Source organism: Oerskovia merdavium, from assembly GCF_014836755.1.
GTDB lineage: Bacteria > Actinomycetota > Actinomycetes > Actinomycetales > Cellulomonadaceae > Oerskovia > Oerskovia merdavium.
In genome coordinates this window covers 145092-162093 of sequence record NZ_JACSQF010000005.1, presented here as the reverse complement: position 1 = coordinate 162093, position 17002 = coordinate 145092, and the positions used below count along the sequence as shown (strand labels likewise).

The window sequence follows — 17002 nt, the reverse complement described above, 5'->3', positions numbered from 1 at the left end:
CCGAGTGGCGGGGTCGGCGTGTCCGCGAGGTCACGCCGACCCTGAGCCCACTCGTGAGCGGTCGAGGCCTCAGCCGCAGCTGATCGCCTCGTAGCCGGCCTCGAACGGTGTCGTGACCTTGACGCCCTCGATGATCGCGGTGCCCGTGACCGTCGCCGAGCCGGCGTCGATCGAGACCTCGCGCGAGTTGAACGACTGCGACGCGGACTTGCCCGGCGCGACGTTCTTGAAGGTCTTGGTCCCGAACGGCGTCTCGACCACGACGTCGGCCTTGACGTCGCCGTCGTTGACCGCACGCACCGAGACCTGCGCCTTGCCCGACACGCAGCGCGACTGCGCCGTGACCGAGAGCTCGACCGACGCGTCCAGGGTGGAGATCCCGACCGTCTGCCAGCGCTTGGCCGCCGTGGCGTTGTGCAGGTGCAGCAGGAGCAGCTCGCCCGTGCCCGCCTCGGTGGCCGCGGCCGACCGGTTGACCGTGACCGGTGCATCGTCAGCGCCCACGAACAGGAGCTGTCCGCCGCCGCTGAACCAGTACGCCGGGTCGTAGGGGTCGCCCGTGAACGGTCCGACCCGGTCGACGACCTGGTCCGGCGACGAGGCGTAGTACGAGTACGTCGCGACGCTGAACGTCGGCGTGGCTCCCGGGGCGATCCCCAGGCTGCCGATCCCGATCGGGACGATCATGACGTTGTTGTCGAACACCGAGGTGTCGATGTCCGCCCAGACCGAGTTGACCGGGTCGATCTGGACCGAGGCCCCCGCCGCGTACTGGCGTCCGCCGGGGGACGTCCACGGCTTGAGCGTGTAGGTGATCGCGACCGTCAGGTCCGAGTCGTTGTACTTCTCGATCGTCGTCTCGAACTCGGGCGACCCGTCGCCGTCGACATCGGTCTCGACCGCAGGGATCACGTTGGTCCCGAGCGTGGCCCAGTCGCCGTCCACGGCGATGCCGATCCCGATCCGGCCTTCGGCCGGGTTCCTCCCGGCCGCCGCGAACTGCGGCGCGCTCGACGAGAAGCCGACGGCACGGATGTCGCCGGCCGCGACGGCCGACGCCGAGGCGCCCTCCGCTGCGTCGGCCTCGAGCCGCGGGCTGGTCGCCTTGAGCTCGAACGGCGCCACGAGCGACGTCCAGCCGCCCGCGTCCACGCCCCGGCCGTCGAGGTCGAGCTCGGCGGCCGTGTCCTGGCCGACGAACGTGACGTCCTTGCCCGTCAGGTCGCTCACGAGCTTGGGTGCCGCCTGGACCGGGACACGCAGCTCGCTGCCCGTCGCGGGGGTCAGGACCAGGCGCCCCGTGAGCATCCCGACGAAGTCACGCGGAACACCCGCGATCGCCTCGTCGGACGTCGGGTCGAGCTGCTTGGCGAGCGTCGCCGGGTCGGCCGTGAGGGTCAGCGTGACCGTGCGGGTCTGACCGGCGGGGACCGTGAGGTTCGCCGGGGAGACCGTGATCTTCGCGCCGCCCGCGGTGCTGGACGTCGTGAACGCGGCGGCGTACGCCACGGACGCCGAGCCCGTGTTCTGCACGTCGACCGTCTTGCGCACCGTGACCGTCTTGTCGGCCACGGGCACGATCCCGTAGGACACCGAGACGAGCTCGCGGTCCTGCGCCGCGTACGCGAGCGTCGAGTTCTTCACCGCGTCGACCGCGTCCACCCGGCCCGACCCCACGCGCTCGGGGCCGTAGGCGACGCCCGTGCCGTCCTGGCCCGTCCACACGTCGTGCGAGGCCGTGTTCATGACGGCTGTCTTGACCTGCTGGGCGCTGAAGCCGGGGTGGGCCTCCTTGACCAGAGCGGCGATGCCCGCGACGTGCGGCGTCGACATCGAGGTGCCGGACTTGATGCCGGGCTGCGTGAGGCGACCCGAGGCCACCGACGCGATCCCCGTGCCCGGGGCGGCGACGTCGGGCTTCACGATGCCCAGCGAGCCGTGCACACCGCGCGAGGACCCCGCGTTGAGCGTGTCGCCGATGCCCGGGATCTCGACGAACGACGAGTTCGCGAACGACGGGCCGAGCGTCAGGACGACGCCGCCCGCCTCGATCGCCGGACGCAGCGCGTCGTGGCTGGGGCCCGTGAGCTGCGCCCCCGGGATGCCCGCGTTGCCCGCGATGCCCGCCGCGAACACGTCGAGCTCGGAGGACAGCAGCACGCCCACGGCGCCCGCGGCCTGGGCGTTGTTGAAGCGCGCCGCGCTCCCGCACTCGCGCGAGGAGTCGTCGTCGTCCCAGAAGAGGAACGCGATCTTGCCCGCCGTGGCAGCGGCCTGCGCAGGCGTCAGGGGCGTGCAGCCGCTGACCGTGGCGCCCAGGAACGCGACCTCGGCGGTCACGTCCACGCCGCCCGCGTAGCTCTGCGAGTTCTGCGCGGGGTAGGAGCCCGCGACGCCTGCGGGAGCCGTGACCTCGACGCCGTCGAACGTCTGGGTGTCGCCCACCGAGTTCGCGACCGTGAGCGAGGTCCGCGAGTTGCCGGGCGACCCGCCCACGTCGGTCATGTCACCGGCGTTGCCCGACGCGACGACTGCGAGGGTGCCCAGGCGCGAGAGCTGGTCGATGAACAGGTTCTCGGGGTCGTCGGCCGGGGTGTTGTCCGAGCCGAGCGACAGGTTGACGATGTCGAGACGGTCCGACAGGTCGCCGTCGCCGTCCGGGTCGGCCGCGTACTCGAGCGCGTCGATCACGACGTTGGTCGAGCCGCCCAGGTCACCGAAGACCTTGAGCGCGTACAGGCCGGACTCCGGCGCGGAGCCCGGGCCGACCGTCCAGTCGGAGATGTCCGTGAGGGTCGTGTAGTCCCCGTCGAACGTCTCGCCGTCCGCCGTGACGCCGTAGCCGCCCGTGGTGCCCGCGACGTGCGAGCCGTGGCCCGAGCCGATCGTGTCGAGCGAGTCGATGGGGTTCTCGTCGGGGGTGGGGACCAGCGACGTGCCCGGCACCCGGCCGGACGCGTCGTAGTCGTACCCGGCGAAGTCGTACCCGCCCAGGTACTTGGCGTCGTCGAACGTCCCGGCGGGGACGGGGTCCTGCCCCTTGTCGCCGTACGCCTCGTCGTACGCGGCCTGCGTGCCCGGACCGCCGAACCCGGCGTGGGTGTAGTCGATGCCCGTGTCGATGATGCCGATCCGGACGCCCTTGCCGGTGTACCCCGTGCTCTGCCACGCCTCGAGCGCGCGCGTGAACGCGTCGGTGCCCTTGTTCGACGGCGACTTGGGGATGATGCGGTAGACGGTGACGACCTTGTCGTCACCTGCCAGGGCACGCACCTGCTCGGCGTCGCCCGTCACGACGACGCCGGGGACCAGCCTGCTCGTGACCGACACCTGCTGGGGCGCGCCAGCGGCACGGGCGCTGCGGGCGTTCGTCTGCGCGGGGACGACGCTGTCCGCGAGCTGCTCGACGACTGCCTGGTTGTCCTCGACCTGCGCGGCGCTCGCGCCCTGCTCCGTCAGCTCGACCCCCGAGGGGGTGTCGAGCTGGACGAACGCGGTCACGGTCCCGGAGGACTCGGCGAGCGACGGGGCGACCTTGCCCGGGTCGAGCGCGAGCGACTCCGCGGACTGCGAGGTGAGGGTGGGGCCGGACGAGCCGGCCGGGTCGGACGGTGCGGACGCGGCGGGCAGCGTCGACGCCGCGACCACCGCCAGTCCTGAGACTGCAGCTAACAACGAACGGTGCTTCATCGACACTCATTTCCCCGGTGCGGACCGGTGGCGTTGAAGGTGCTTGGTGGTTCCCCCGTTGCGGTCGCCGACGGCTGTGTGCAGACGACCGTGCCTGCACGCTATAGGGGAAGCCGGGCGACCGCGCGTCGCACGGGCCCCGGGCAACCGATCCGGGGGCCGCAGGTGATCACCGGGGACAAACGGGACACTGCTCTGACGTACCCCTAGGATCGGTGCGGGGGCGTGGGACGAGGTTGTCCCGCTGTCGGTCCTCACCCACGTGTCGGTCCTTCGCGAGGTCGCGAAGGCTCCCGGCCCACGCTGTGAAGGAGCACCACATGTCACGACGCATCACGCGCTTGGCCGCCGTCTCGGCGGTCGTCCTGGTTCTCGGGGGGATCGGCGGGGCACCTGCCCTCGCGAGCGGCCCCGATCTGACGTCGCAGGGATTCCCCACCGACGACCAGGTCTGCACGGTCATCGCGCAGCCGACCCCGGCCGGGCAGGACATCGCCCTGACCCCCGCGCCCACGACCGCGTGCTTCGACACGCTCGGCGAGGCGCTCGAGTCGGTCTCGGGGGAGCCCGTGACGGACCCGCGCGTCCTCGCGGGAGACATCACGGCCCTGCGCGGCTACGCGAACGAGCAGGCGGCCAAGGCGGCGGCCGCGCCCCAGACGGCGAGGGCGGGCGCGGTCACGACCGCCGCCGCGAGCTCCATGATGCTGGGCATCGCGTACAAGAACACCAACCAGACCGGTGGCGCCAAGGTCTTCTACGGCAGCAGCGGCTACGGGTGCATGACGGGCAACACCTACGGGTTCCCCAAGATGTCGACCTACCTGATGAACAACAACATCAGCTCCATGGCGACCTACGCCCGGTGCTGGTCGACGCTCTACGACGGCGAGAGCTACACGGGCACCACGACCAACTGCGTCCCGCTGTGCACGAGCCTCGGGTCCATGAACGACCGCACCTCGTCGATCGTCTTCCGCCCGGAGGGCAACATCGCCTGACCGGGACTCACGCCTGACCGCCGGGCACGTCGCTCGAGTAGCGACGTACCCGGCCGTGTCCCAGGCGCGCCGGCGTCGTGACCGTCACGACGACGTCGCGGCCGATCCACTGCCGCAGTGCGCGCGCTGCCGAGTCCGTCGCGGGGGCCGCTCCCGTGCCGGGCGCGCCTGCCCGTCCCGGACCGCGGCCCGACGGCGCCCCGCCCGCAGGTGCGTCCGGCACCACGGTCAGCTCGATCGTCCCGTCGGCGCGCTGGTGGAGCTGCCAGGCCGCGATCCCGGCCGCCTGGAGGACCTGGGTCGCGTCGACCGAACCGAGCCAGCGCCCGTCGGCGTGCCGGTAGCGCACGGGCGAGCGTCCCTCGAGGTCGTGCAGCTCGACCCGCCCACCCGGCCCGCGCGGACGGACGATCCGTGCCCGGTCTCCCGTGCGGTAGCGAAGGAGCGGCAGGTAGGGGTTCTCGTCCGTGGTGACCACGACCTCACCTGGCGACCCGTCGGGGACGGGCGTGCCGTCGTCGGACAGGATCTCGACCCACACACGGCGCGGCGCGACGACGAACGGGCCGTCGTCCGCACGCGAGGCCACCGCACCCGTCTCGCGCAGGCCGTACAGGTCGATCACCGGGACGTCCCAGGCGGCCCGCAGGCGGGCCCGCGCGGGCGGGGTGAGGTGAGCGGCCCCGCTCACGACCGCGACCGGGTGCAGCCCGAGCCCTTCGCGCGCGTCGAGGTCGGCCAGCGCCAGCAGCGGGAGGGGCGAGCTGCTGAGGACCTGCGGGTCGGTCCCGCGCAGGAACGTCGAGCGGTCGGCCGGGTCGCGCCATGCGCCGGGGTCGAGGTTCACGCGCGCCATGAGCGGTGCGGAGAGGTCGCTCGTGGCCCGACCCGAGGCTGCGTCGAAGCCCGTCATGGCCGACGCGTACGTGAACGCGGCCCGCTGGTCGACGAGGTTCACGAGGCCCAACCGGTCCTCGTGCGGCGTCCAGGTCGCGCCGGCGTCCCGGACGAGGAGGTGGAGGAGCGCGAGGTCGGCCGCGACCGCGACGGGGTGGAGCGGGACGACCACGGCCGCCCCGGTGCTGCCCGAGCTCGTGCCCTCGATGATGCGCGACAGGTCCACGTCGACGGGGACGAACGACGCGAGGTCGGCCCGCAGGTCGTCGCGGGTCACGGGGGGCAGTGCGTCGAGCGGCGAACGTGCGTGGCTCCGGCGCTGGTCCCGGGCGCGCCGGTAGCGCGGGACGACCGCGTGCGCGCGCTCGACGAGGTCCGTGACCCACGCGGGGACGGGGTGGGCGGTCGCCGGGTGTCCGGCCTCGGCGCCTGGGCCTGTGCGGTCGTCGTCCGTACCGCCGGCATCTCCGGTGCCGTCGCGCTCTCGTTCGGCGGCGCGCTCGGCGAACCGGCGCGCGGTCGCGGCGAGCACGGGTAGGTCGTCGGCCGTGAGCCGGTCGCCCGTCGCGTGCACCCAGACCGGTGCCGCCGGGTGGTGTCGCAGCGCGTCGAGGCGAGCGGCGCCGTCGGGCGTGAGCGTGGGCCAGCGCTCGGTGTCGTCGAGCGCGACGTTGCCGAACGGTGCGTACTCGCCGAGCAGCGCGTCCGGGACGCCGTGCGGGAGGTCGGGGGACCGGGGCGAGTCGGGGGCGGGGGTCACGGGACTCCTCGACGGGTGAGGGACAGGTCGTCGCTGGTCGACGCACTGTACGGTCGGGCTCCCGCAGGGCCGTGCGGGCGGCGCCGGGTGGCCGGGGGCGTGGGCGTGGGGTGTGTCGTTCGTGCAACCACCACCATTGTGGTGGCTGCACGAACGACACACCCCACCCTCCGGCCGGCGTGCCCCCTCTTCCGGACCGAGGAGCAGGTATGCCCACGACGCGGGCACGCGCGGGACGCCTCAGTAGTTCGCGTACTGCGCGGCGGCCTCGGCCGCGCGCTTGGCCGCAAGGGCCTTGGCGAGCTCCTCCGAGCGCCGGACCTCCTCGGCCATCTCCCGGTCGACGCGACGCTGCTCGACCGTGCTGACCGCGGACCACCGGTCCTCGGCGACCGCGTCGCTCTCGCCCGCGGGGCGCAGCCCTGCCGCGCGCAGGAAAGCGCGGGCGGCCTCCTCGCGCCCCTCGGGGGACGAGATCCAGGTCTGCGGGTCGCGCACGGGCGCGAGGTCGTGCGCGAGCGCCTCGACCACAGCGAGGAACCAGGCAGCGGGGCCGTCGGGGGCGGCCTCCCGCAGGTGGGGCAGGCGCGTGAGCTCGGGCGTCCGCACGAGCCAGCACGCGATCCCGGCCCCGGCGCGCGAGGCCGCGGGCGCCCCGGCGCCGCACGTCCGGTCGAGCGCGGTGCGGGCGTGCGCGTCGAGCTGCCACCAGCCGGGCACGCTCAGCGCCAGGAGGTCGACGGCGTCCCCCACCAGGGCAGGTACGTGCACCCCGGGGTCGAGCACGTCGGGCGGCGTGAGCGTCAGGCGCTGCACGAGGACCGCGAGGGCGGGGCCCTCGACCGTGGGTCGGGAGGACGGGGACCCGCCGCGCCCGGTGGGCCCGGTCGTCCCAGCGGGTCCGGAGGGCATGGAGTCAGCGGGCACGGTCCGCTCCCTTCGTGGTCCACAGCGTGCGGGAGAAGTCGCGCGAGAAGCGCACGAGGTCGTCGGTCGAGCTCACCGCGAACGTCCGGTAGCCGGGTGCCCAGCCGGCGACGCGTCGGGCGAGCTCGTCGCTGCCCTGCAGGACCAGGCTCCCGCCGCCCCCCGCGGCCCGGACGGCGCGCGCCGCGAGCGTGTCGTCGGGCGCGGCTCGCGCTGCGGAAGGGTCGCGCGGCCAACCGCCCAGGTGGTCGAGGAACATCGAGCTGATCCCGTCGTCGGAGATGACCGACACGTGCGCGGGTCGGGTGCGCACGGCCGGGGCGCCCGTGACGGGGTCGCCCAGGTGGGTGCGTTCGAGCAGGGGGACCGGGAACGAGGTGCCGCCGCCGAAGTGCGCGACGATCGCCGCGAGGATCGCGTCGGCGTCGCGCGTGAAGCCGTCGGTGCCCGCGACCTGCCCGGGGCCGCTCCACGTCGTGGCCTGGACGCGCGCCCCGGCACGCAGCGCGGACAGGGCCAGGACAGCCCCGGCCAGGGCGATGGGTGCGAGCCGCTGCTGCGGGTTCGGCATGGACCCCGACGAGTCGAGGTACAGGTCCAGGTCGTACGGTCGCGGCGCGGGGTCGTGCCCGTCCTGCTGCTCGTGCACGCGGCGCACGGTCGTGACTCCCGGGACGATCACGGGGGAGCGCAGCACGGTCGCGGCCCAGTCGACGTCGGCCAGGTCCTCGCCCAGGTCCCACTGCTCGTGCCCGCCGAGCAGCTCCTCGTCGACCGGGGAGTCCGTCCGGACGGGGAAGGGGACGAGGAAGCGCACGGCGTGCTCGCGGTACCAGCGCGCGGCGGACTGCGCGCTCGACGTCGTGAGGCCGAGCAGCCGCAGGACCGCGTCGTAGTGCGCGGGCGAGATGGCCTGGCCCAGGGCGTCGGCGGCGCCGGTCGCGTCGCTCGCCGGGACGTGGAGGGGATCCTCCTCGTCCGGGCCCGACGGCGCCGCTCCCGTCACGCGCGGATCGACCGCAGGGTGCAGCACGGGTCGCCCGAGCGTGGGGTCGGTCGCGAGGCCCGCGGGCACGGCTCCCGCGGGCTCCGACTGCGAGCACAGGATGCCGTGCTGACCCCCGGAGGGGGCGGCGCCGCTCGCACGGTCCGCGGCGGTACCTGCACCGTCGGACGACGCGGGCGCGAGCAGGGGGCGGATCAGGGCGGCGAACCCGCCCGCACCTCCCACGGGGTCGTTGGCGTAGGCCCGCACGAGGCGCGCGCACAGGCTCGCCTCGCGCTCGGGCACCGGGTGGTCGGGATGGGTCAGCGTCCCGCGGGTCAGGCCCCAGAGGATCTCGTCGGTCCGCATGACCATCTGGGCGAGCGGTGCCCGTCCTGCGCCGAGGGCTGCGAAGATCGCCGCCATGTCGAGGCCCGCGCGCCGCTGCAGGCGGTCGTTGACCAGGAGGTCGGACCACAGGTTCGCCATGGCCCCCGCGAGCGGGTCCAGGTCGACCAGGCCGTCGCGGACCCGCGAGAGGATCCGGGCGCTCGTCGTCAGGTCGCCCGGGGACAGCAGGTGGTGCCCGATCTCGTGCGCGAGCACCGCGACCGCGTGGTCCTCGAGCCCGCGCTCGGCGATGTCGTCGAGGTCGATGTGCACCTCGACGTCCACGGTCGAGAACCACGCGAACGAACCGACGTCCTGGGGCCGGTCGTCGCCGTGGTGCAGCACCGGTGCGTGCAGGCGGGTCTGCGTGCCCCAGGCGGCCAGGGCCTCGGGCCAGGCCGCGAGCCAGCGGTCGCGGAGCCCGGTGGGCGACGGTGCGTGCCGCGTGCCGGCGCCGGGCGCCGGGGGGAGCGACGCGGAGCCGTCCGCCGCCGTCGGGCCGGGGGGCGGGGCACCCGTCATCGTGGCACCCGCACGAGGTCGAGCGAGTACGAGTGCTCGCGGCTGACGAGCGTCAGGTGGGTCGAGGGCGTGAGCGTCGAGGCCTGCCCGGTCACGTCGTCGAGCCAGGGGACGCCGGCGGGCGGGGTGCGGTCGGTCGCCCCCGGGGCAGGCCGCTCGTCGGCCCCCGGGGCAGCGCGCAGCACGGCCCACCCGTGCACGTCGCACACGAGCGTCCAGTCCTCGGCCTGGGGCCGGGCCGTGCGGACGGCCCACAGCAGGCCGGGCTCACCGGGCAGCGGCCCGACGACGAGCGGCAGCGTGAGCCACGGACCGCCGAACCCGCGGAAGCCCCCGAACCGGCTGACCGCGGGAGCCGGGCCGTGCGAGGCGGCCGCGGCCTGCCCGGGCCACCACCACGGGTCGCTCGCGTGCCGCTCGAGGACCGCGTCGACGTCGGTCCCCGGGGCCAGGTCGAGCGCTGCCGCCGCCACGGGGGAGGGGAGCGACGCCGCGGCGCGCAGCGCGGCCTGCCGGTAGCGGACCAGGCCGCTGCGCCAGGCGGCGACCAGGACGGTGTCGCGGATGCTGGTCGCACCCGGCGCCGTGCGAGGCCCGGACGACAGGACACCCGTGGCCTCGGCCGCGGCCGACACGCGACGGCCCCATCCGGTGAGATCTCCGCGCACGGCGACCTGGCGTGCCGCGTCCGCGAGAGCCGCGACGGTGACGGCGGGGGCGGCCCGCAACCACGGCAGGACCTGCGGGGTGAGAGCGAGGACCGCCCACCGCTCGACCGAGCCGGACCGCCACCGGCGGGCCGCCACGCACCGCGCCGCCGTGGACACGAGGGCGTCCACGACTCCCGCGAGCTCTTCCCCGTCGAGCGCAGGGGCGAGGCCGTCGACGACCGGGCGCAGCTCGCGCACCGCCGCGGCCACGTCGTCGCGGTCCGCGCCGAGCGCGACCGCGCGCGCGAGCACCGCGTTGAAGTGGTCGCGCTCGCGCGTCAGCTGCTCCGCGAACGGCGAGCCCGCAAGGGGGTCCGCGCTGGTGCTGTCGCCCGGGTGACGGGCGTTCACCGACCGCTCCAGCGCAGCCACGCGAGGTAGTTCGTGTAGCGCTGGTGCGCGTACTTCAGGACCAGGGCGTCCTCGTAGACGTTCCCGTGCAGCTTGACCGCGTCCTGCCACAGGGACAGCAGGCCCTCGATCTGCGCGGTGCGCCGCAGGACCTCGGCCTCGCCCAGGCCCTCGAGACCGGCCTCGACGGCCGCGAGGACCTCGGCCACGGGGTCGTCCTGGTCGAGCCCGGCGGCGTCGTACTGCTGGCAGGCCGTGTCGAACAGGTCGCGGATCCACGAGACGCGGTCGGCGCGCAGGGGCTCGCGCTCCTCGTCGTCGAACGGCGCGGACTGCAGGTCGGGGACCAGCTTGTCGTGCAGCACGAACGGGAGCACCGCGCGCAGGTCCGCGAGGTCCACCTCGGCGTTGCCGCGGAAGAACGCCATGGCCTTGGCGTACGAGACGAGCGACTGCAGGGCCCGCACCGACAACCCGTTGAGGGTCTGCGCCCCGATGTCCCCCAACCGGTCACGGCCCGTGTCGGCCGCGGCCAGGAGGTGCGGGTCGATCCCCGCGAGCTTCGCGGTGTCCTTGGTGCGGTACTCGAACTGCCAGGCGGCCCGCTCCAGGACCTCGAGCTGGCTCGCGAAGAACTCGAGCCGTCGCCGCACCGGGACCGGGATGCGCACCGCGAGCACGTCGCGGTGCAGGCGGTCGTGCTCCTCGGCGTCGAACACGATCTCGGGAGGCACGTTCTCCTCGGGGCGCACCCCGCGCTCGGCGCGCGCGACCAGGTCGCCCAGGAAGCGGTTGTTGAAGGGCAGCGCGTGCACGACGACGTCGATCCGGTCCCGCAGCGCGTCGACGACCTGGTAGGTGCCGCCGCCCGCGTCGTCGTTGGCCGTGAGGTACCAGGCGGCGGCCCCGGTCTCGTAGACCTGGTCGTACACCTCGACGTAGCCGTCGGCCAGGACCGTCAGGAGCGCCGACTGCGTGCGCGTCGGGATGCGGTTGTACTCGTCGACGATCTTGACGCGCATGCCCAGCCACGTGCGCCACGCGACGTCGACGTCCGCGAGCGAGTCGGCCTGCACCAGGTCCTTGGGCAGCGGCGTGCCGAACAGGTCCGAGACCGTGAGCTGCGGGTGCCCGTGCTGCATCGCCCGCCGCACGTCCCGGACCGGGTAGCCCGCGAGGACGCCCATGAGGACGGCGCTCGCGGTCTTGCCGCGCCCTGGTCCGCCGACCATGAGGCAGCGCCCCCGCACCGCGAACGTCAGGAGCGGCAGCAGCACGAAGCTCGAGTACGACTGGTCGCTCGGCAGGTTCAGGCGGGCCCGGGAGTCTCCGAGGCGGAACGAGACGTCCGGGGCCGTGGGGCCGGCCGAGAACTCGACGTCGTAGTGCGGGCTGATGATCGCGTGGTTGACGACCCAGAAGTAGGCCTGGCGGAGCTTCTCGTCGAGCGGTGCGGCGGGGACGGCGCCGTGGTCTCCGGGGACGCCCGTCACGGGCGTGCGAAACAGGTCTGCGACGTCCAGGTCGAACGGGTTCGTGGCCCCTGGGCCGGGTCGGGTGGGCGCGGAGGAGACGTGGTCGAGGTCCTGCTCGGCGGGGGTCACGGAGCGATTCTGCCAGGAGAGCGAGGGGGCCTCGGTCGTGACGTAGAGAGTTCTCGTCGATCTACCTCGACCGCGCGGCGGAGGCCTTTCTCCTCCCGAACGCCTTGGCGGCCTCGACCAGCAGGAACACCACGACCGAGAGACCGAGCGTGATGCCCCACTCGCGCAGCCCGATCGGCGCCGAGCCGAACCACGAGTGCATGAAGGGCGCGTAGACGAACACGGCCTGCAGCGCGACGAGCGCACCCGCCGAGTACCAGACCGCCCGGTTGCCCCGCAGGACCGCGAACGTGATGGACGACCGGTCCAGGAAGCGGCAGTTGAACAGGTAGGCGAGCTGGCCGAGCGCGAGCATCGTCACGGCCGTGGTCTGCGCCTCGGGGACGCTCATGCCCTGGTCGCGCTCGATGAAGTACACAGCCATGGTCGCGCCGCCGATGAGGACCGAGACCAGCAGGACCCGCCGCAGGTAGGCCGCGGTGAGGATCGAGGCCTTGGCGTCGCGCGGTGCGCGGGACATGATGTCGGGCTCGGCGCGCTCGTTGGCCAGCGCGAGCGAGAGCGTGACGGCGGTGACCATGTTGATCCACAGCACCTGGACCGGCTGGAGCGGCAGCGCCCACCCGAGCAGGACCGCGACGAGGATCACGAGCGACTGCGCGCCGTTGGTCGGCAGCAGGAAGAGGACCGACTTGCGCAGGTTGTCGTAGATCCGGCGCCCCTCCTCGACGGCCCGCTCGATCGTCGCGAAGTTGTCGTCCGCGAGGACCACCTCGGCGGCCTCCTTGGTCGCCTCGGTCCCCTTGATGCCCATCGCGACGCCGACGTCGGCCTGGGTCAGCGCGGGGGCGTCGTTGACGCCGTCCCCCGTCATGGCCACGACCTGCCCGCGCGACTGGAGCGCCGAGACGATACGGATCTTGTGCTCGGGGCTCGTGCGTGCGTAGACGTCGACGTCCTCGACGACCGCGCGGAGCTCGTCGGCGCTCATAGCCTCGAGCTCGGCCCCCGTCAGGACCTGGGGTGCGGGTGCTCCGTCCTCGGCCCCGGCCGCGGGCACGATCCCCATCTCCCGGGCGATCGCGAGGGCCGTTCCCGAGTGGTCGCCCGTGATCATCTTGACCGTGATCCCGGCGTCCTGGCACTGGGCGATGGCCTCGACCGCCTCGGGTCGCGGTGGGTCGACGATCCCGACCAGCCCCACGAGCTCGAGGCCCTCGTCGACGTCCTCGGGGGCGAGCGTGGTGCGGCCGGGTGCCGCGCCGGTACGCGCAGCGGCCAGGACTCGCAGACCCTGCGCACCGATCGCGTCGATCTGCTCGTACCAGAGGTCGCGGTCGAGCGGCTCTGGCTCCCCGTCCGCGCCGGTCTGGGTCGCGCAGCGGTCGAGAACGCGGTCCGGGGCGCCCTTCACGAGGACGTGGAGTCCGCCGTCGGGGTCCTGCGTCAGCGTGGCCATGTACTTGTTCTCGGACTCGAACGGGACGAGCGCGACGCGCCGCCACCCGGTCGGGTCGAAGCCCGCCTTGAGGCCCAGCGTCCGCAGCGCGCCCTCGGTCGGCTCGCCCACGAGCCGCCAGCCGGGTGCGTCGCCGGCGTCCGGTCCGTCGGTCCCTGAACCACCCTCCCCGGTGGACCGGACGATCCGGGCGTCGTTGCACAGCATCATGACCTCGACCAGGCGCCGCAGGTCGGGGTGCTCGGCGAGCGAGGCGGGGGAGCCGGCAAGGTCGACCTCGCCGTCGGGCGCGTAGCCGATCCCCGTCACGGCGTACTGGTGCGCCGCGGTCCGCACGGTGCGGGCCGTCATCTCGTTCTTGGTCAGCGTCCCGGTCTTGTCCGAGCAGATCGTGGTCACCGAGCCGAGCGTCTCGACGGCAGGGAGGCGACGCGTGATCGCCCGTCGTCGGGCCATCTGCTGCACGCCCAGCGCGAGCGTGATCGTCACGAGGGCCGGCAGGCCCTCGGGCACGGCCGCGACGGCGAACCCGATCGCGGCCGAGATCAGCTCGGGCGTGTCGAAACCGTGGACCACGCGCCCGATCACGACCATGACCACGGCCATGACGAGGATCAGGACCGCGAGCTTCTTGCCGAACGCGTCGAGCGTCCGCGACAGGGGCGTCTCGAGCGAGTCCACCTCGGAGATCAGGGTCTGGATGCGGCCGATCTCGGTCGTCTCGCCCGTCTCGACGACCACACCCGTGCCCGTCCCCGCCGAGACCAGGGTGCCCGAGAACAGCATGCTCGACCGGTCGCCCACCCCGGCCCCGGCGGGGACGGGGTCGCTCGACTTGGACGCGGGCACCGACTCGCCCGTGAGCGCCGACTCGTCGACCCGGAGGTTGACGCCCTCGAGCAGTCGCAGGTCGGCCGGGACACGGTCGCCCGAGCGGACCCGTACGACGTCGCCCGGGACCAGGTCGTCGGCGTCGATCTGCGTCCAGGCGCCGTCGCGCCGGACCTGCGCGTGGACCGAGAGCATGCTGCGGATGCCGTCGAGAGCCTTCTCGGCCCGGCCCTCCTGGATCAGCCCGATCGCGGCGTTGATGACCGCGACCGCGAGGATGACCGTGAAGTCGATCCAGTCGCCCACGATCGCCTTGAGCACGGCCGACACGAGCAGGATGTAGATGAGGACGTCGTCGAACTGCGACAGCACCCGGCGCCACCAGGGCGTGCGCGCGGGCGGGGCCAGCCGGTTGGGCCCCACCTCGGCGAGCCGCGCCCGGGCCTGGTCGGCCGTGAGGCCGGCGTCGCTCGACCCGACCTCGGCCAGCACGGCCTGGGGCGGGAGCGCCCAGGGCGTCGGCTCGTCGGTCGCGGTGGCGAGGGGGGAGTCCGAGGCGGTCATGCGTCCATTCAAACCCCGCAGGCCGCGGACCACGCGGTGAGCCGTCGGGGTGGGACGAAGCGTTCCACGGCCCTCGGCCCCGCCGGGCGCTGTCCCGTCGCGCGCCCGTCCCCGCCGGGCGCGGCGCCCGGCGACCTCCTACGGTGAAGGAGACGTCGCGCACGTCGCGCGACCGTGAGGAGGACGTACCGTGCTGGTCTCCACCATGAACGATGTCCCGGGCCGGACCGTGCAGCAGGTCGTCGGCGAGGTCACTGGTCTGACCGTCCGGTCCCGCAACGTCGGCGCGCAGATCGGGGCGGGGCTCAAGTCGATCGTCGGCGGCGAGCTCAAGGGCTTGACCAAGCAGCTCCAGCAGTCGCGCGACGAGGCCGTGGCCCGCATGGTCGAGGAGGCCTCGGCGCAGGGCGCCAACGCGATCCTCGCGATGCGCTACGACAGCGACGAGGTCGGCAACGGCTACCAGGAGATCGTGGCGTACGGGACGGCCGTGGTGCTCGCGCCCTGACGGCGGAGTCCGCTGAGGGCGCTCGCGGCCTGGTTCAGTAGGCGTCGGTCCCGGCCTGCGTCATGGGCGGGGCCACGGCGCGGGGCGTGGCGAGCAGCGGCCCGACGGCGTCGATCGCCCGGGCGAGCCTGCTCGCCCGGTCGCCGCGCAGCTCGAGCCACGGCACGTCCTGCCCGGCCAGGACCTCCCGGAAGCGGTCCTGCATGGCGTGGCGGATGTGCTCGCCGTCGCGCAGCCCGTCCTGGACGAACGGGATCTCGTCGCCCGTGAGGAGGTAGAGGTCGGGGCGGCGCGTCGCGGCGAGGGCTTCGACGCTCGCCGACCGTGAGCCGACGTAGCGCTCGTGCCACAGGGTCGTCGCGAGCACGTCGGTGTCGCACACGACCAGCGGGATCGGCGTCAGGGTCGCGGCCTCGTCCTCGCGCCGAGCCTGCTCCCGGGCGACGAGGTCGAACTCCGCGGTGTGCCACGGTGCCTCGAGCCCGCCCGGCCGGACCTCCGACCACTCGCGGCCGAACTCGAGCACGGGTTCCAGGCGGTAGTGCTCGGCGAGGTCGGTGGCCAGGGTCGTCGAACCGGTCGACTCGGCGCCGAGCACCACGACGCGGCGCGCGAACCATGCCCGCACCGAGGCGGGCAGGGCCCACCAGTGCGCCCCGGGGTCGGCGCGGACCGCGGTCCCGGACACCGAGACCACCGCGCGGCCCGGGTCGACCTGGACCCACGCGGCGTCGAACCGGCGGGCCAGCTCGACGCCGTACCGGTCCGACGTGAACACGGCGTCCACGGGGGCGTCGGCCGGGTCGAGGAGCGACTCCATGACCTTGACGTGCTCGGCCCACGCGTCGGGGCTCGCGTAGTCGACCGGGGCGTCGTCGAGCCCCGTGACGACGTGCGCGCCCGGCGCCTCGGCCCGCAGCCACCCGGCGCGGACCTCGCCCGGGATCGACTCCTGGGAGGCCGTGAGCACCTGGACGGTCACGCGCTCGCACCGCGACAAGGCCGTGCGCACGAGGTTCACGTGGCCCGCGTGCACGGGGTAGAACTTGCCGATCACGAGGCCGTGCGCGAACCGGGTCATCGGGCGTCCTGCCGGGCTGCGGGCTCGGTACCGTCGGGCTCCGTGGCCGTGCCGCTGCCCGTGCCCGTGCCCGTGCGCAGCTCCGCCGACCAGTCGCGGAGCCCCAGCGCGCACAGGCCGATGAAGCCCACGTAGAGGACGGCCGTCAGCCACAGCCCCTGGCTCGCGTAGAGGCCGACGAGCATCACGTCGGTCACGATCCACACCCACCAGCTCCCGACCCACTTGCGCCCCAGCATGAGCTGGGCGACCAGGCTGGTCGAGGTCGTCAGGGCGTCCCAGAACGGCACGGTCGAGTCCGTCCACGTCGACAGGACCCAGACCAGCAGCGCGGTCGCCGCGGCGGCGCCCACCGCAGCGGCGGGCCAGACCCATGCGGGAGTCCGTCGCACGGTCAACGCACGGTGCGCCTCCCCGCCGCGCACCCACCAGTACCAGCCGAGCGCGCCCAGGACGAGGTACACGACCTGGAGCCCCGCGCCGGCGTAGAGCCCGGTCGAGGCGAACAGGATCACGTACACCGCGTTGTTCGCGAGCCCGATCGGGAAGGTCCACACGTTCTGCCGGACGGCCAGCCAGACGCACAGGGCGCCTGTCACGAAGCCGATGATCTCCTCGATGCTCACCGGGACACCCTAGGGGCACCCGGGGGGCGGGGCGGGCGACGGACCCTTCTGCGAGCGGCCCGCCTCCGGGGTTACCGTCGGTACGCACGATCCTGC

The 17002-nt window shown here is 73.9% G+C and carries 11 protein-coding genes; 2 read left to right on the top strand and 9 right to left on the bottom strand.

Going from position 1 to position 17002, the window contains the following annotated elements:
• Positions 1 to 69: 69 nt before the first annotated feature.
• Complete coding sequence (locus H9641_RS06720) at positions 70 to 3690, bottom strand: S8 family peptidase (protein WP_191802131.1); 3621 nt, start codon at positions 3688 to 3690, stop codon at positions 70 to 72.
• Positions 3691 to 4010: 320 nt separating this feature from the next.
• On the opposite strand from H9641_RS06720, the gene H9641_RS06715 reads away from it, so the two are divergent.
• A complete protein-coding gene (locus tag H9641_RS06715; RefSeq protein ID WP_191802129.1) occupies positions 4011 to 4691 on the top strand; it encodes a hypothetical protein in 681 nt (226 codons plus the stop codon).
• A 7-nt stretch (positions 4692 to 4698) separates the two neighbouring features.
• Here the strand turns inward: H9641_RS06715 and H9641_RS06710 are convergent, their stop codons facing one another.
• The 6 genes from H9641_RS06710 to H9641_RS06685 all read right to left on the bottom strand — a co-directional run bounded on the left by H9641_RS06710 (position 4699) and on the right by H9641_RS06685 (position 14691).
• The gene (locus H9641_RS06710) at positions 4699 to 6348 is read right to left on the bottom strand and encodes an AMP-binding protein (protein WP_191802127.1); all 1650 of its coding nucleotides are present in this window, start codon (positions 6346 to 6348) and stop codon (positions 4699 to 4701) included.
• A gap of 240 nt (positions 6349 to 6588) precedes the next feature.
• Positions 6589 to 7275, bottom strand: a complete 687-nt coding sequence (locus tag H9641_RS06705; protein WP_191802125.1) for a hypothetical protein — start codon at positions 7273 to 7275, stop codon at positions 6589 to 6591.
• On the bottom strand, positions 7265 to 9172 hold the full coding sequence (locus H9641_RS06700; protein WP_191802123.1) for a hypothetical protein: 1908 nt from the start codon (positions 9170 to 9172) through the stop codon (positions 7265 to 7267). Before H9641_RS06700 ends, H9641_RS06705 begins: the two co-directional genes overlap by 11 nt.
• Positions 9169 to 10233, bottom strand: coding sequence for a hypothetical protein (locus tag H9641_RS06695; RefSeq protein ID WP_191802121.1), 1065 nt, complete (start codon positions 10231 to 10233; stop codon positions 9169 to 9171). Before H9641_RS06695 ends, H9641_RS06700 begins: the two co-directional genes overlap by 4 nt.
• Complete coding sequence (locus tag H9641_RS06690; protein ID WP_191802119.1) at positions 10230 to 11837, bottom strand: MoxR family ATPase; 1608 nt, start codon at positions 11835 to 11837, stop codon at positions 10230 to 10232. Before H9641_RS06690 ends, H9641_RS06695 begins: the two co-directional genes overlap by 4 nt.
• 61 nt (positions 11838 to 11898) lie before the next feature.
• Positions 11899 to 14691, bottom strand: a complete 2793-nt coding sequence (locus H9641_RS06685) for a cation-translocating P-type ATPase (protein ID WP_191802117.1) — start codon at positions 14689 to 14691, stop codon at positions 11899 to 11901.
• A gap of 190 nt (positions 14692 to 14881) precedes the next feature.
• On the opposite strand from H9641_RS06685, the gene H9641_RS06680 reads away from it, so the two are divergent.
• Positions 14882 to 15199: a YbjQ family protein gene (locus H9641_RS06680; protein WP_318244422.1), complete on the top strand. Its 318-nt coding sequence runs from the start codon at positions 14882 to 14884 to the stop codon at positions 15197 to 15199.
• Between the two features lie 34 nt (positions 15200 to 15233).
• Here the strand turns inward: H9641_RS06680 and H9641_RS06675 are convergent, their stop codons facing one another.
• Together H9641_RS06675 and pnuC are read right to left on the bottom strand one after the other, a co-directional pair.
• Positions 15234 to 16280 carry an AAA family ATPase gene (locus H9641_RS06675; protein ID WP_191802115.1) on the bottom strand — a complete coding sequence of 349 codons (1047 nt, stop codon included), beginning with the start codon at positions 16278 to 16280 and terminating at the stop codon, positions 15234 to 15236.
• Entirely contained in the window at positions 16277 to 16906 is a 630-nt protein-coding gene (gene pnuC, locus H9641_RS06670) for a nicotinamide riboside transporter PnuC (RefSeq protein WP_191802113.1), read from the bottom strand. Before pnuC ends, H9641_RS06675 begins: the two co-directional genes overlap by 4 nt.
• Between the last annotated feature and the right edge of the window lie 96 nt (positions 16907 to 17002).

What these genes read in the sequence shown, in the direction of transcription:
- H9641_RS06720 (WP_191802131.1), bottom strand. Translation starts at nt 3,690, where the DNA reads ATGAAGCACCGTTCGTTGTTAGCTGCAGTCTCAGGACTGGCGGTGGTC.
- H9641_RS06715 (WP_191802129.1), top strand. Translation starts at nt 4,011, where the DNA reads ATGTCACGACGCATCACGCGCTTGGCCGCCGTCTCGGCGGTCGTCCTG.
- H9641_RS06700 (WP_191802123.1), bottom strand. Translation starts at nt 9,172, where the DNA reads ATGACGGGTGCCCCGCCCCCCGGCCCGACGGCGGCGGACGGCTCCGCG.
- H9641_RS06685 (WP_191802117.1), bottom strand. Translation starts at nt 14,691, where the DNA reads ATGACCGCCTCGGACTCCCCCCTCGCCACCGCGACCGACGAGCCGACG.
- H9641_RS06675 (WP_191802115.1), bottom strand. Translation starts at nt 16,280, where the DNA reads ATGACCCGGTTCGCGCACGGCCTCGTGATCGGCAAGTTCTACCCCGTG.